9 protein-coding genes are annotated in these 14,485 nt (G+C 72.1%); 7 read left to right on the top strand and 2 right to left on the bottom strand.

Features of this window, described 5'->3' with window-relative positions:
• Positions 1-3 precede the first annotated feature (3 nt).
• The 5 genes from J3R08_RS25445 to J3R08_RS25465 all read left to right on the top strand — a co-directional run bounded on the left by J3R08_RS25445 (position 4) and on the right by J3R08_RS25465 (position 4,320).
• A complete protein-coding gene (locus J3R08_RS25445) occupies positions 4-621 on the top strand; it encodes a hypothetical protein (RefSeq protein ID WP_043328790.1) in 618 nt (205 codons plus the stop codon).
• 13 nt (positions 622-634) lie between these two features.
• On the top strand, positions 635-1,732 hold the full coding sequence (locus J3R08_RS32890; protein WP_209963003.1) for a hypothetical protein: 1,098 nt from the start codon (positions 635-637) through the stop codon (positions 1,730-1,732).
• A 135-nt stretch (positions 1,733-1,867) separates the two neighbouring features.
• A complete protein-coding gene (locus J3R08_RS25455; RefSeq protein ID WP_064447792.1) occupies positions 1,868-3,526 on the top strand; it encodes a sodium:solute symporter family protein in 1,659 nt (552 codons plus the stop codon).
• 17 nt (positions 3,527-3,543) lie between these two features.
• Positions 3,544-3,867, top strand: a complete 324-nt coding sequence (locus tag J3R08_RS25460) for a hypothetical protein (protein ID WP_043328786.1) — start codon at positions 3,544-3,546, stop codon at positions 3,865-3,867.
• A 69-nt stretch (positions 3,868-3,936) separates the two neighbouring features.
• Positions 3,937-4,320, top strand: a complete 384-nt coding sequence (locus J3R08_RS25465) for a hypothetical protein (RefSeq protein ID WP_043328785.1) — start codon at positions 3,937-3,939, stop codon at positions 4,318-4,320.
• A gap of 106 nt (positions 4,321-4,426) precedes the next feature.
• Here J3R08_RS25465 and J3R08_RS25470 read toward each other — a convergent pair whose 3' ends face one another.
• Positions 4,427-6,235 (bottom strand): glycoside hydrolase family 6 protein, encoded by a 1,809-nt coding sequence (locus J3R08_RS25470; protein ID WP_043330970.1) that lies wholly within the window; start codon positions 6,233-6,235, stop codon positions 4,427-4,429.
• A 710-nt stretch (positions 6,236-6,945) separates the two neighbouring features.
• Between J3R08_RS25470 and J3R08_RS25475 the strand changes: the two genes are divergently transcribed.
• Entirely contained in the window at positions 6,946-8,214 is a 1,269-nt protein-coding gene (locus J3R08_RS25475; RefSeq protein WP_209963005.1) for a hypothetical protein, read from the top strand.
• A 79-nt stretch (positions 8,215-8,293) separates the two neighbouring features.
• Entirely contained in the window at positions 8,294-9,121 is an 828-nt protein-coding gene (locus tag J3R08_RS25485) for a class F sortase (RefSeq protein ID WP_245255647.1), read from the top strand.
• A gap of 64 nt (positions 9,122-9,185) precedes the next feature.
• Here J3R08_RS25485 and J3R08_RS25490 read toward each other — a convergent pair whose 3' ends face one another.
• A complete protein-coding gene (locus tag J3R08_RS25490) occupies positions 9,186-14,252 on the bottom strand; it encodes an NAD-glutamate dehydrogenase (RefSeq protein ID WP_209963007.1) in 5,067 nt (1,688 codons plus the stop codon).
• Between the last annotated feature and the right edge of the window lie 233 nt (positions 14,253-14,485).

Below are 14,485 nucleotides of genomic sequence, written 5' to 3' on the forward strand. Positions count from 1 at the left end.
GCCATGTCGTCCACCCAGGTAATCGTCATAGTCATCGTCGTCCTCGTCATCGCCGCGCTCGCCGCGTTCGCCGTGGTCGCCAGCCGCCGCCGGGCGCTGCGGGAGCGTTTCGGCCCGGAGTACGACCGGGTCGTCGCCGAGCAGGACAGCCGCGGCGCGGCCGAACGCGAGCTGCGTGAGCGCGAGCGCCGGCACGCCGAACTGGAGCTGACCCCGCTGAGCCCGGAGTCCCGGGCCCGCTACGCCGCCGCCTGGGAAGAGCTGCAGGTGCGCTTCGTCGACTCGCCCGCTGAGACCGTCGGCGAGGCGGACGAGCTGGTCAGCCGCCTGATCGCCGAGCGCGGATACCCCACCGGGGACTTCTCGGACCAGATCGCCCACCTCTCCGTCGAGCACGCCCGCACGCTCACCCACTACCGCGACGCCCACGAGATCCGGCAGCGCAACGAGCGCGGCGAGGCCGGCACCGAGGACCTCCGGCAGGCGCTCGTGCACTACCGGGCCCTCTTCGCCGACCTGCTCGGTGAGGACCCGGTGCCCACGTCGACGCCGCAGCCGGAGCAGCGGGAGCAGCCGGAGCAGCGCCACCCCGACCACGACCACGACGTCACGAGCCGCTGAGGAGGCCGCCGCCATGCGCCAGGAAGAGCAGCAGGTCACGCAGGACCACCCCGAGGCCGTCCGGTCCGCGCCGGTACCGGTGCCGCAGCCGGGCGAGCACGCCGGCCCCGGCCGGCACGACGCCGACCGGGCCGACGTGCCCGAGGACGCGCTCGACGACCGGGGCACCTTCGACGACCCGGCCGTCGCCGACGACCGGCGTGAACTCGGCGCCGACGACCGGCGCCACGACGGAATCGACGACCGGGGACACGAGGTCGACGAGACCCGCGCGTACGACGCCGGCGAACTGAGCGACGCGGCCGACCGTACCGACGACGGGCGCGACGACGACGGGCGTCCGCCGTTCCACGAGCCGGCGCCGCTGCCGACGGCGTTCGGCGCGGCCACGGTGGGCGACGCGGTCGCCGCGTCGGCGCTGGCGAGCGGCCGTCCGCAGGACGAGCGCGACGCCCGCGACGAGGACACCGCGGTGCCGGGCGACGGCGCGCCGGGCCGGACCGAGCCGCTGGACGACGAGCGGGCCGATCCGACGGCCGGGGACCGACTGCACGACCGCGACCGCTGGGACGCCGAGCACGCCGACGGCGACGCGGCGGTCGACGGCGACGCGCGGGCCAACGGTGTCGTCCGGGACGACGCGGCGGCCGACGGCGCGGTCGGGTACGGCAGCGCCGAGCCGGGCCTGGTCGACCCCGACGCCGAGCCGGTCCCCGCGGCCGACGAGGACGCCGACCGGCGCCACGACCACGTCGACGCGGGCACCGCGGCGGCGGGCGCGGCAGCGGCCGGCACGGCCCTGGGCGGGGCGGACCGGCCCACGCCGGGCGCGGTACCGGCCGACGCCGCGACGCTGTTCGCGCCGGAGGCGGCGCAGGGCTTCCGGGACCGCTGGCGCGACGTGCAGCTGCGCTTCGTGGACGACCCGCGCGCCGCGGTCGGCGAGGCGGAGTCGCTCGTCGAGGAGGCGATCGAGGCGCTCTCCACCGCCCTGCGCGAGCAGCGCACCCGGCTCGGCGCGTGGCAGGAGTCCGGCTCCACCGACACCGAGCAGCTCCGGGTGGCCGTGCGCGGCTACCGCGACTTCCTGGACCGCGTACTGGGGCGCTGAGGCCCGCCGCAGGACCCCACCGAGCCCCGGCCGGCGACCCGGCCGGGGCTCCGTCGCGCCCGGACCGGCCAGCAGGCATGAAACTTCGCAAACGGGGTACGTGCGGGCAGCGGTGCACACGAGGGGAGCACGGGCATGGGCGGCGGCGGCCTGCGTCTGGACATGAACGCGGTGGACTACCTGATCCTCGCGCTCTATTTCGTCACTGTGCTCGGCGTCGGTTTCGCCGCCCGGCGCGCGATCCGCACCAGCGTGGACTTCTTCCTCTCCGGCCGATCGCTGCCTGCCTGGGTCACCGGCCTGGCGTTCGTCTCGGCGAACCTGGGCGCGCTGGAGATCATCGGCATGGCCGCCAACGGCGCCCAGTACGGCATCATGACCGTGCACTACTACTGGATCGGCGCCGTACCGGCGATGGTCTTCCTCGGCATCGTGATGATGCCGTTCTACTACGGCTCCAAGGTCCGCAGCGTCCCCGAGTACCTGCGGCTGCGCTTCAACCGCCCCACCCACCTGCTCAACGCGATCAGCTTCGCGGTAGCCCAGGTGCTGATCGCGGGCGTGAACCTCTACGCGCTGGCGCTGATCATGCAGGCGCTGCTCGGCTGGCCGCTCTGGTTCGCGATCATCGTCGGCGCGGTGATCGTGCTGGCGTACATCACCGTCGGCGGGCTCTCCGGCGCGATCTACAACGAGGTGCTCCAGTTCTTCGTGATCATCGCCGGTCTGGTGCCGATCACGGTCATCGGCCTGGTCAAGGTCGGCGGCGTCAGCGGCCTGATGGACGCGGTCCGCGACTCCAGGCTCGGCGAGGCCGGCCTGCACGCCTGGGAGGGCACCGGCAGCACCGGCAACCCGCTCGGCGCGCACTGGCTGGGCATCGTGTTCGGCCTCGGCTTCGTGCTCTCCTTCGGCTACTGGACCACGAACTTCGCCGAGGTGCAGCGCGCGCTGTCCGCACGGAACATGAGCGCCGCCCGGCGTACGCCGATCATCGCCGCTTACCCGAAGCTGCTCATCCCCGCGGTCACCGTGATCCCCGGCCTGATCGCCCTGGTCACCGTCAAAGGTCTGGGCGCCGACGACGGCGACCTGGTCTACAACAACGCGATCCCGCTGCTCATGCGCGACCTGCTGCCCAACGGCGTGCTGGGGATCGCGGTCACCGGCCTGGTGGCCTCGTTCATGGCCGGCATGGCGGCCAACGTCAGCGGGTTCAACACCGTCTTCACGTACGACATCTGGCAGGCGTACTTCCGGCGCAACGAGTCGGACGAGCACTACGTGAAGGTGGGCCGGCTCGCCACAGTCGGCGCGGTGGTGATCGGCATCGGCACCGCGTTCATCGCGGCCGGGTTCAGCAACATCATGAACTACATCCAGGCGCTCTTCTCGGTGTTCAACGCCCCGCTCTTCGGCACCTTCATCATCGGCATGTTCTGGCGGCGGATGACCCCGCTGGCCGGGTTCTGGTCGCTGCTGTCCGGCACCGTCGTGGCCACCGCCACGTACCTGCTCTACAAGGGCGGCGTGATCAGCTTCAACTCGGACCTGGAGGAGAGCTTCTGGGGCGCGGGCCTGGCCTTCGCCACCGTCGCGGTGGTGGCCGCGATCGTCACGCCGCTGACCCGGCCGAAGACCGACGACCAGCTGACCGGGCTGGTGTACGGCCTCAGCGACACCGCGCTCGCCGACGACTCGCTGGCCGGCGACGCCGCCTGGTACCGCTCCCCGGTGCTGCTCGGCGTCGTCGCCGTGATCCTCGCCGCCCTGTTCTACATCCCGGTCTTCTAGAGGAGGGGACGCACGCCATGACAGACGACGCGGACCGCAACTACCAGGGCGGCGAGGCGCACGACCCGCTCGTCGACGAGACCGAGGACGCCCGCGAGGCCCGCTCGGCGGCGGCCCGGCTGTTCGACATCCGCCGGGTCATCGGCGGCCTGTTCGTCGCGTACGGGCTGATCGTCGGCCTGATGGGGCTCTTCGACACGTCCGCCGAGATCGACAAGGCACAGGGCCTGCGGATCAACCTGTGGGCCGGCGCGGCGATGCTGGTGTTCGGCCTGCTGATGCTGCTCTGGCAACGGCTGAGCCCGACCGAGACGCCGGAGCCCGGCCACGACGACGCCTGACCGTCCGCATGGCGCGGCCCGCACCGGGTACGCCCAGGGGATCACGCGAAGGGACAGGAGGGCAGCAGCATGACCGATCGTGACCGCGGTGGCGAGCGGCCGCTCGAGGAGACCCCCGAGGTGGCCGCGGCGGTGGACGACGACAGCACGGTGCCCCAGTTGCGCGCCGGCGGCGTCGACCCGGACAACCCCACCTTCACCGAGCCCGACGGCGCGGTGGCCGACACCGGCTCGCCGAACATCATCGGTGACCCGTACGCGGCCGGGACCGGCGCGACCGGCACCGGCACGGGCGCGGCGCCGGACGGCATCCGTACCGGCGCCGAGCAGCCCTGGGACCCGGAGGACCTGGTGATGGCCCGGGGCCAGGACATGACGCCGGAGAACCTGGAAAGGGCCCGCCACGACCTGCACGAGCTGGGCCGGGCCGCGATCGAGCGTACGGTTCCCTGACCCGGACGCCCGAGGGCCCCTGGTCGACGTGGGCGTCGACCAGGGGCCCGGGGAACCCGCGCGGGCGGTGCCTCACTCCCGCCGCCGCGGGTGGTACGGCCGCGGCTCAGGAGAGCGGCGGGTACGCGTTCTGCATCAGCTGCTGGAACTGGGCGGCGAACCACGCGCCGGAGATCGGCGCGTCCGGCAGGGCACCGGACATGCTGTTGCCGTTGCGGGCGTTACCGGTGTAGGTCGGGTCGCACATCCGGTCGAAGCCCTTGCCCTCGTTGTTCGGGATCTCCTTGCTGGAGCCGTCCGACTCACCCGGGGGCTTCACCCAGACGTAGGCGTCGATCCCGGGCTCCGGGTTGGCCTGCGGCCGCTCGCCGAGACCCGCGCCGGCCTGGTTGCACCAGTTGCCGGTGTGGAAGCGGCGGTCGACCCGGCCACCGTCGACGTAGGCGTCCACGCTGGTCGACGGGCCGGGGCCGGTCGGCCGGGCGGAGCCGCCCCAACCGTTGCGGGAGGTGTCGATCAGCATGCCGATGTTGCTGTCGAAGCCGATCGAGACCAGCTTCTGCCGGAACGCCTGGGCGAACGACAGCTCGTCGAGGTACTGGTTCCAGTCGGCCCACTTGGACTGCCGCACGGTCTGGCCGTTCACCGTGTCGGTGATCTTGACGTACGGCTCCTTCAGCGCGGAGTAGTTCGCCGTGTTGACGATGAAGCCCGCCACGTTGGCGACGGTGCTGCCGGACGCCACAGCGGCGGCCTTGAGCTGGTCGGCGACCGGGCCGAAGTTGCTGTCCCAGCCGATCCAGCCGTGGTGGGCGGCGTCGATGTAGTTGTAGACGTTGCCGATCGCACCCAGCTTCGCCAGGGCGTAGCCGACACCGTTCACGTACGCGCCGTTGGCCTTCACCGTGTCACACATGACCGTGCCGCCCGCGTTGCCCGAGGTGTTGGTCACCAGGTTGGGCAGCGAGTCGATCTCGATGATGTTGACGATGCGCAGGTTCCGGTACTTCGAGTCGCCCTGGATCGCGGCGATCGGGTCGATGTACTCGGCCTTGTAGCGGGGCAGCTCGTCCGGGCCCAGCTCGCCGTTCGAGGCGAGCGCCGAGCAGTCGCGGCCGGGCAGGTTGTAGATGACGAACTGGATGTAGCCGGCGCCCTGGGCGAGCGCGGCGTCCAGGTGGTCACGGACGCCCATCGCGCCGTTGGAGCTGCTGTCCGGCGTGCCGTTGATGGCGGCGATCCGGTCGATCCAGACCGCGGTCGGGTTGTTCGACACCCGGTTGCCGCCGGACACCGACTCGGCCTTGGCCTTCCACTCGGGGTTCACGTACCCCTTCACCCCGGCGTACGGGTTGTCGACCCGCTGCCCGGGCGGCGGCTGCGACGTCGGCGGGGTCGACGTCGGCGGCGTGCTCGTGGGCGGGGTGCTGGTCGGCGGCGTGCTGGTGGGCGGCGTGCTCGTCGGCGGGGTGCTGGTGGTCGGCGTGCCGCCGTTGCAGACCGTGCCGTTCAGCGTGAACTGGGTCGGCTTGGGGTTGCTGCCGCTCCAGGAGCCGTTGAAGCCGATGGTGGTGCTGGCGCCGCTGGCGAGCGCCCCGTTGTACGACTCGTTCTGCGCGGTGACGTTCTGGCCGCTCTGGGACCACCGCGCGGACCAGCCGTTCACCACCCGCTGCGAGCTGTTCGGGAAGGTGAAGCCGAGGTTCCACGAGGTGAGCGCGTCACCGATGTTCTTGATGGTCACGGTGCCGGTGAATCCACCGGGCCAGTCGCTGGTCGTGTAGGTCACGCTGCACTGGGTGGCGGCCTGCGCCGCGGTGACCGGGAGGGTCACCAGTCCACCGGCTACCAGGACGCCGGCGCTGGTCAGCGCGAGCGCCCGGTTCCGGCCGGACAGCCTTCTCCACAGATTCATGCCACTGATCTCCTTGGGCGAGACCGGATCCGCGTACGGCCCGGCGCAAATGGCGGCGGCGGTCGCCCTGCGGGAACGACCGTGCGCGCCACTGGTTACTTCGGGGGACGCCCGACCCGGACGGGCGTTGGGGGTGGTGGTGCCGACCGGTCCGCAGGACCGGCCGATGGAGCCGGACGTCGGCCGGTCAACCGGCTGCCCTCGACGCCTGAGCTCGCGGTGTGGCTCCCCGAACCGCGTGCAGCGATTCTTGCATGGGAGCGCTTCCATGGCAATGCCTCGATGCGCCTCGCGGCCCACCCTACCGCCCGTCCCGAGCCCGCCCCGCTCACCGCGCGCCCGGACCCCGCTACACCAGCCGGGCTCGCCGCCAACCACCCGCGGCCCCCACCTCGCCGCGCCACCCTCACGCCGGGCGGCGGACCGTCCCGCCTCCGCCTCGGCCGGGTGGAACGCCATGGGTGTCAAAACGGCCAAATGACACCCATGGCGTTCCACCCACCGGCGGAGGCGAGACCGTCGGGAACCGTACGAGCGGGATCCGGGTCGCGGGGTCGCCGAAGTCGGGCCGATCAGCGCGCGGAGGCGGGGACAGCGCGGACACGCCCGATCTCCACAAACTCCTAAAAGCGAATCTTTCCCCGAATAAGTCGCGAAAAGGTCTAACGTCGGCCTTAGCTCGACTGACGTCGGGCTCAGGACGAACAGGGATGGAGACGCTGGTCATGGCTAAGAAGATGCTCGGGAAGGTGGTCGCGGGCGCTGCCCTCGGCGGCGCCGGCCTTCTCGTGTTCACCCCGGGAATGGCCTACGCGGGCGGGCACGACGAGGGTAAGGTCATCGCCAAGCCGCACGTGGTGAAGGCGGGAGACACCGTCGAACTGCTCGCGATCTGCTCCGAGCCGCAGCAGCACGCCACCGTCTGGTCGAAGGTGACCGGCAAGGTCGACCTGCGCCCGGCCCGCGACGGCGAGCACGGCGACTGGGCCGACCGGGGCGGTGACTGGGGCGGCGACCAGGACTGGGGCTGGGACGACAAGGGCCCGGACGGCAAGGACGACCACGGCAAGGGCCCGGACGGCCGCGGCGAGCCGGGCGGGGACGGACACGGGCCGGGCGGAAATGGGCCTGACGGCAACGGGCCGGGCGGCAACGGCCCGGGCGGCAACGGCCCGGGTGGCAACGGTCCGGGTGGCAACGGGCCCGGCGGCAACGGCCCGGGTGGCGACGGCATGCCGCAGCCCCCGGCGGACCAGCCCCAGCCGCCGGCCGGCCAGCCGGAAGGGCAGCCGCAGCCGGGCGGCGCGGGGGCCGGCGCGGCCGTCGACCCCGGCGACTGGCAGGGGCACGACGAGTACGGCCAGGACGCCGAGCCGGGCTGGGAGAAGGAGAAGCCGGGCGGGCCGGACTGGACCAAGGACGCGCACGGCCCCGACGGCAAGGAACAGCACGGCAAGGACGCCAAGGACGAGCACGGCAAGGACGACCGTGGCGGCCGGCCGGACGACAAGGGCAAGGACGGCAAGGACGAGCACGGCTCCTGGCCGGGCGGCAAGAACGACTGGCAGGAAGGTGAGAACGACTGGCCGGGCGACAAGAGCGACTGGCCGGGCGACAAGGACGACTGGCAGGCGAGCGGAGGCGCCTGGCAGGACGACAAGGGCGACTACGGCAAGGACGCCGAGCGCGACTACGGCAAGGACGGCAAGGACGGCTGGGAGCACGGGAAGGACTTCGTCTACTACGGCGAGGCCACCGTCTCGCACGACGCCCGGCCGGGCCGGTACGAGTTGCGGGGCTCCTGCGGTGAGGGCGAGCTGGTGGTCCTGCCGCGCGGTGGGGTCGACGGCGGCGACGGCGGCATGACGACCACCGGCGTGGACCGTACCCTCGCCACCGGTGGCGCGGGCATGATCGGCGCCGCGGCACTGGGCGGCCTGGTGCTGCTGCGCCGGCGGCGGGCCGGTGACCTGGTCTGACCGGACGACGACCCGGGCCGGCGGCCGTCACGGAAGTCCGTGGCGTGCCGCCGGCACGGCCGTCGTCGTCCTGCTCGCCATGGCCGGGGCCGGTCTGATCGGCGCGTCCGTCCGGACCGTCCCGCCACCGTCCCCGCCGCAGCCGCTCGGGCAGGCGGCCCCGGTCACCACCGGCCCCCAAACAGACCCGGACGCCGAGGGCCAACCGGGGCCGGACGCCGAGGGTCAGCTGACGCCGGACGGCACCGGCCTGCCGACGGCGGACGCCGCCGGGGGCGCCGTCGGCCCCGCGACGCCCGGCCCGACGACCGGCCCACCCGGCGCCGCCCCGGGCACCGCGGCCGCCCCGGGCACCGCAGCCGCCCCGGGGGCCGCAGCGGTCCCGGGCGCTCCGGCAGCAACGGGCCCAGCGGGCGCGACGAGCCCGAACGGCGCCGCCCCGGCTCCACTGCCCCGGTCCGCGCCGACGACCATCTCGATCCCCCGTATCGGGGTGCGGGCCGAGATCATGTCGCTCGGCACGAACCCGGACGGCACGGTCCAGGTGCCCCCGCTGGACCAGGCCATGAAGGCCGGGTGGTACTCCCCCGGCGCCAGCCCGGGCGAGGCCGGCAACGCGGTGATCGTGGGCCACGTCGACTCCGCCCAGCTCGGCCCGGCGGTGTTCTTCAACCTCGGCGCGCTGGTGGCCGGCGACACGATAGCGGTCACCCGGCAGGACGGCAGATCCGCCACGTTCACGGTGCGCGAGGTCGGGTCGTACCCGAAGACCGCCTTTCCCGCCGCGCAGGTCTACGGTCCGTCGGCCGTGCCCGCCCTGCGCGTGGTGACCTGCGGCGGGGTGTTCGACAAGACGGCCGGAAGCTACCTGAACAACATCGTCGTCTACGCCCCGATGACGAGCTGAGGGCGGAAACGGCGGTGGCCCGGTGGTCGGGGAACCGACCACCGGGCCACGCTCGGATGAAGGATCAGGCCGCCGCCGAGGTCCGGACCAGGGTACGGATCTGGCGCAGCAGCACCGACAGCGCGGACAGGTCGGCGCGGGACTCGTCGAACTCCCCCATCGCCCGGTGCGCCCGGTGGATCGAGGTGGCGTTCGCCTGCTCCCACTCCTGCACCCGCTCCACCGGCGGCACGTCGTCCGGGGTGGAGCCGAGCACCTCGGCGGTGAGCGCGGCCAGCGCGGCGTACAGGTCGTAGCGCAGCGCCATCCGGGCCAGCGTCTGCCACCGGTCCTCGCGCGGCAGCAGGGAGATCTTCGACAGCAGCGCGTCCACCCGGAACCGGTCGGAGAGCACGAAGTAGACCGAGGCCACCTCGCCCACGTCCCGCCGGGTCGCCTGCGCCGTCTCGACGATGTCGAGCAGGCCGAAGCTGTACATCAGGCGGGTCGCCTGCTCGGCCAGGTCACGCGGCAGCCCCCGGTCGACGAGCGACTCGATGTGCGCCGCGATGGCCTCCCGCTCCGTGCCCCAGAACCGGTGCTCCAGGTCCGGCAGGAGCTGGGCAACGCCGCCACGCAGCCGGTCGATCTCCGCCGGTACGTCGATCGGCGACCGGCGGTTGGTGACCAGCCAGCGCACCGCGCGGTCGAGCAGCCGCCGGGTGTCCAGGTAGACGGCGGTCTGCAGCTCGGGCGAGACCTTGTTGTCCAGCGCCTCGACCGCGTCCCAGAGGTCACGCAGGCCGAACACCTCGCGGACCACCACGTACGCCCGGAGCACGTCCGCCGCGGAGGCGGCCGTCTCCTCGACCACCCGGAAGACGAACGAGATGCCGCCCCGGTTGATCGCCTCGTTGACCAGGACCGTGGTGACGATGTCCCGGCGCAGCCGGTGCCGGCCCATCCGGTCGGCGAAGCGCTGCCGCAGCGGCGTCGGGAAGTAGTTGACCAGGATGTCGGTCGTCCACTCCTCGTCCGCCAGGCCCTCGCCGACGATCTCGCGCTCCAGCACGATCTTCACGTACGCGAGCAGCACCGCGAACTCCGGCGCGGTCAGCCCGCTCTCGGTGCGGACCGCCAGCTCCTCGTCCGACGGCAGCGCCTCCAGGGCCCGGTCCAGCGCGCCGGACCGCTCCAGGTCGTTGATCATCCGCCGGTGCACCGGGAGCAGCGAGGCGGCCTGGGCCTGGGCGTTGTTCAGCGCCCGCGCCTGGTCGTAGTTGTCCCGCAGCACCAGCTCGGCGACCTCGTCGGTCATCCGGGCCAGCAGCTCGTCACGCTCCGGCCGGTCCAGCTCCCCGTCGGCCACCGCCGTGTTGAGCAGGATCTTGATGTTGACCTCGTGGTCGGAGCAGTCCACACCGGCCGCGTTGTCGATGAAGTCGGTGTAGATGCGGCCGCCGGTCGAGGCGTACTCGATCCGGCCCTGCTGGGTGAAGCCCAGGTTGCCGCCCTCGCCGACCACCCGGCAGCGCAGGCTCTTGCCGTCCACCCGGATGGCGTCGTTGGACTTGTCGCCGACCTCGGCGTTGGTCTGGCTGGACGCCTTGACGTAGGTGCCGATGCCGCCGTTCCAGAACAGGTCCACCGGCGCGGTGAGGATCGCCTTCATCAGCTCCTGCGGGCTGAGCTGCGTGACGTCCTCGTCGAGGCCGAGCACCGCGCGGACCTGCGGCGAGATCGGCACCGACTTCGCCGTACGCGAGTGGACGCCGCCGCCTTCGGAGATCAGCTCGCGGTCGTAGTCCTCCCACGACGAGCGCGGCATGTCGAACAGCCGCTTGCGCTCCTCCCACGACCGGGCCGAGTCCGGATCCGGGTCCAGGAAGATGTGCCGGTGGTCGAACGCGGCCACCAGCCGGATGTGCTTCGACAGCAGCATCCCGTTGCCGAACACGTCGCCGGACATGTCACCGACGCCGACCACAGTGAAGTCCTGCGTCTGGGTGTCGTGCCCCAGCTCCCGGAAGTGCCGCTTGACCGACTCCCAGGCGCCCCGGGCGGTGATGCCCATCTTCTTGTGGTCGTAGCCGGCCGAGCCGCCGGAGGCGAACGCGTCGCCCAGCCAGAAGCTGTGCGCCTCGGAGATCTCGTTGGCGATGTCGGAGAACGTCGCGGTGCCCTTGTCGGCGGCCACCACCATGTACGGATCGTCGCCGTCGTGCCGGACCACGTCCTCGGGCGGCACGATCTCGCCGCTGACGATGTTGTCGGTGACGTCCAGCAGCGCGGAGATGAACTCCTTGTAGCAGATCACCGCCTCGTCCCGGTCGCCCGGCTTCTGCTTGAGCACGAAGCCGCCCTTGGCGCCGACCGGCACGATCACCGCGTTCTTCACCATCTGCGCCTTGACCAGGCCGAGCACCTCGGTCCGGAAGTCCTCGCGCCGGTCGGACCAGCGCAGGCCGCCGCGGGCCACCGGCCCGTAGCGCAGGTGCACGCCCTCGAACCGGGGCGAGTAGACGAAGATCTCGAACTTGGGTCGCGGCGCGGGCAGGTCCGGGATGGCCTGCGGGTCCAGCTTGAACGCCACGTACGGCTTGGGCCGCCCGCCCACCGGCTTCTGGTAGAAGCTGGTGCGCAGCGTGGCCTGGATCAGCGTCAGGTAGGCCCGCAGGATGCGGTCCTGGTCGAGGCTGGCCACCTCGTCCAGCGCCTCGCCGATCGCGTCGACCAGCTCACCGCTGCGCTGCCGCCGCTCGTCGAGCGTGGTGGCGCCCGGGGCGAACCGGGTCTCGAACAGCTTCACCAGCAGTTCGGCGATCTGCGGGTACGCGATGAACGTCTGCTCCATGTACTCCTGGGAGAACACGGTGCCGGCCTGGCGCAGGTACTTCGCGTACGCGCGCAGCACGACGACCTGCCGCCAGGTGAGCCCGGCCCGGAGCACCAGCTCGTTGAAGCCGTCCACCTCGGCCTCGCCCCGCCAGGCGGCGGCGAAGGCGTTCTCCACGTGCGGACGTACCTCGGCCAGGTCCTGGTGCCGCTCGGGCAGCTCCAGACCGAAGTCGTAGAGCCAGATCCGGCCGTCGACGCGCTCCACCTCGTACGGGTGCTCGTCGACCACCTTCACACCGAGCGAGTGCAGCACCGGCAGCACGGCGGAGAGCATCATCGGCTCGCCGTACCGGTAGACCTTGAACCGCACGTCCATCGCCTCGTCGGCGTCGGCGGCGCGGGCGGCGTACGGACGCGGCGGGGCCTGCTTGCGGAACAGGTGCATCTCCAGCTGGCCGGGCTCCTCCAGCAGCTCCAGCTTCGCCAGGTCCTTCATCGCCTCGTACGGCGTGTGCCCGTCCTTGTAGCCCTCCGGGAACGCGTCGGCGTACCGGGCGAACAGGTGCTTGGCCTGCTCGTCGCCGAGCTTGCGCTCCAGCACCAGCCGGTAGTCGTCGTCCCAGAGGCGGGTCGCGTCGGCCAGCTCCTCGGCGAGCAGGTCGGCGTCGATGTCACCGGGCGGGTTGTTCGGGTCGGTCCGCACGATGAAGTGCACGCGGGCCAGCATCGACTCGGTCACCCGGGTGGTGTAGTCGACGCCGACGCCGTTCAGCTCGCGCAGCAGGATGTCCTGCATGCGCAGCCGGTTCTGCGTGGTGAACCGGTCCCGCGGCAGGTAGATCAGGCAGGAGATGAACCGCCCGTACGCGTCGCGGCGCAGGAACACCCGCAGCTGCCGGCGGCCCGCCATCCGCAGCACGCCGATCACCGCGTGGTAGAGGTCGTCGGTCTTGATCTGGAACAGCTCGTCGCGCGGGTACGTCTCCAGGATCTGCAACAGGTCCTTGCCGGAGTGGCTGCGCAGGCTCAGGCCCGAGCGGTCGAGCACCTCGGCGACCTTGCGCCGGACCACCGGCAGCTCCTGCACGCTGGTCCGGTACGCGGCGGTGGAGAACAGGCCCAGGAAGCGCCGCTCCCCGACCACCTCGCCGGCCTCGTTGAAGATCTTGAAGCCGATGTAGTCGAGGTACGCCGAGCGGTGCACGGTGGCACGCGAGTTGGCCTTGGTGATGATGAGCAGGCGCTTCTCCAGCACCTTCTCGTGCGCCTCGGGCGTCATCGAGTTCAGCGACCGGGCCTCCGGCGAGTCGGAGCGCAGGATGCCCAGGCCGGTGCCGAGCACCGCCTCCAGGGCCTGCCCGCTGCCGCGCGCGCCGTCGGCGTCGACCAGGCGGTACTCGCGGTAGCCGAGGAACGTGAAGTGGTCGTGCGCCAGCCAGCGCAGCAGCTCCACCGAGTCGGTGATGTCCTTTTCCGGCACCGGCGGGCGGTTGTCCGACGTCCGGGCGGCGGCCAGCTCGTCGGCGAGCGCGAGGGCCCGCTGCCGCATCTTCGGCCAGTCCTCGACCGCCTCGCGCACGTCGGTGAGCACCCGCTGCAACTCGCGGCGCAGCGCCTCCCGCTCGGCCGGGTCGCGGACCGGGTCGATCTCGATCCGCATCCAGCTCTCGACCAGGTCACCGGCGATGGCGTCGTCCGGCTCCACGTCCGCCGAGACCTCGGTGAGCCGGCCCAGCGGCTCGCGCCGCACCACGACCAGCGGGTGCACCAGCAGGTGCACGTCGAGGTGACGGGAGTTGAGCAGGGCGGTCACCGAGTCGACCAGGAACGGCATGTCGTCGGTGACGATCTCGACGACCGTGTGGTGCTGCTCGGCGTCCGGCTCGTGGATGCGCAGCTTCAGCTCGCCCGGAACCCGCTGCTGGGCCAGGTCCCGGTGGGCCCGGGCCGCCTCCAGCATCTCCTCGGCGGTGAAGCCGATCAGCTCCTCGTCCGGCGCGAACCGCCAGAAGCGGTCCACGAGTGTGGCCGCGTCGTGGTCGTCGCCGGCCAGCGCGACCGCCTGGGCGACCAGCCGCTCCGCGTTGGGAACGGGCTCGTCCAGCTCGGCGTCCTCCGACTCGTCGGCCAGTGCCTGCGTGGGCAGGCCCAGGTCGTAGAGGGTGTCGATGCTGGAACCGGTCATCCCGGTCACTCCTGTGTCGAGACGGCTGAAACCGTCCCCGTCGGTCGCCGAATCGTAGCTGTCGTCGTCCCGGCCGGTGTCAGCCTGCCGGAGGTCGGGTCCCGGTTTGATCGCCGGACGCCGGTCCATCGGTGCCACTCCCCTCGACCCACCGCACTGTGGGTCACTCTGCCGCCCAGCCTAGGCCCTACCGCGTGGTACCTCCCGCGGCGGACCACCGGCCGGACGTCCGGATCGGGACTCTGTCCTTTCACCCGTTGCGGGTTCGTGGTCGGCCGCCCGCGGAGTACCCCGACTGGCGATGTTCATCACACTGCCACACGGGGCTTTCCGCGCTGCCGGAGGCCGTGGCGGGGCGGTGG

It is taken from the genome of Micromonospora sp. HB375, assembly GCF_017872985.1.
GTDB classification, from domain to species: Bacteria; Actinomycetota; Actinomycetes; order Mycobacteriales; family Micromonosporaceae; genus Micromonospora; species Micromonospora chalcea.

Excerpts from the sequence above, each read along its gene's own strand:
- J3R08_RS25460 (WP_043328786.1), top strand. The coding sequence starts at position 3,544 with ATGACAGACGACGCGGACCGCAACTACCAGGGCGGCGAGGCGCACGAC.
- J3R08_RS25475 (WP_209963005.1), top strand. The coding sequence starts at position 6,946 with ATGGAGACGCTGGTCATGGCTAAGAAGATGCTCGGGAAGGTGGTCGCG.
- J3R08_RS25485 (WP_245255647.1), top strand. The coding sequence starts at position 8,294 with ATGGCCGGGGCCGGTCTGATCGGCGCGTCCGTCCGGACCGTCCCGCCA.
- J3R08_RS25465 (WP_043328785.1), top strand. The coding sequence starts at position 3,937 with ATGACCGATCGTGACCGCGGTGGCGAGCGGCCGCTCGAGGAGACCCCC.
- J3R08_RS25455 (WP_064447792.1), top strand. The coding sequence starts at position 1,868 with ATGGGCGGCGGCGGCCTGCGTCTGGACATGAACGCGGTGGACTACCTG.
- J3R08_RS25445 (WP_043328790.1), top strand. The coding sequence starts at position 4 with ATGTCGTCCACCCAGGTAATCGTCATAGTCATCGTCGTCCTCGTCATC.
- J3R08_RS32890 (WP_209963003.1), top strand. The coding sequence starts at position 635 with ATGCGCCAGGAAGAGCAGCAGGTCACGCAGGACCACCCCGAGGCCGTC.
- J3R08_RS25490 (WP_209963007.1), bottom strand. The coding sequence starts at position 14,252 with ATGGACCGGCGTCCGGCGATCAAACCGGGACCCGACCTCCGGCAGGCT.
- J3R08_RS25470 (WP_043330970.1), bottom strand. The coding sequence starts at position 6,235 with ATGAATCTGTGGAGAAGGCTGTCCGGCCGGAACCGGGCGCTCGCGCTG.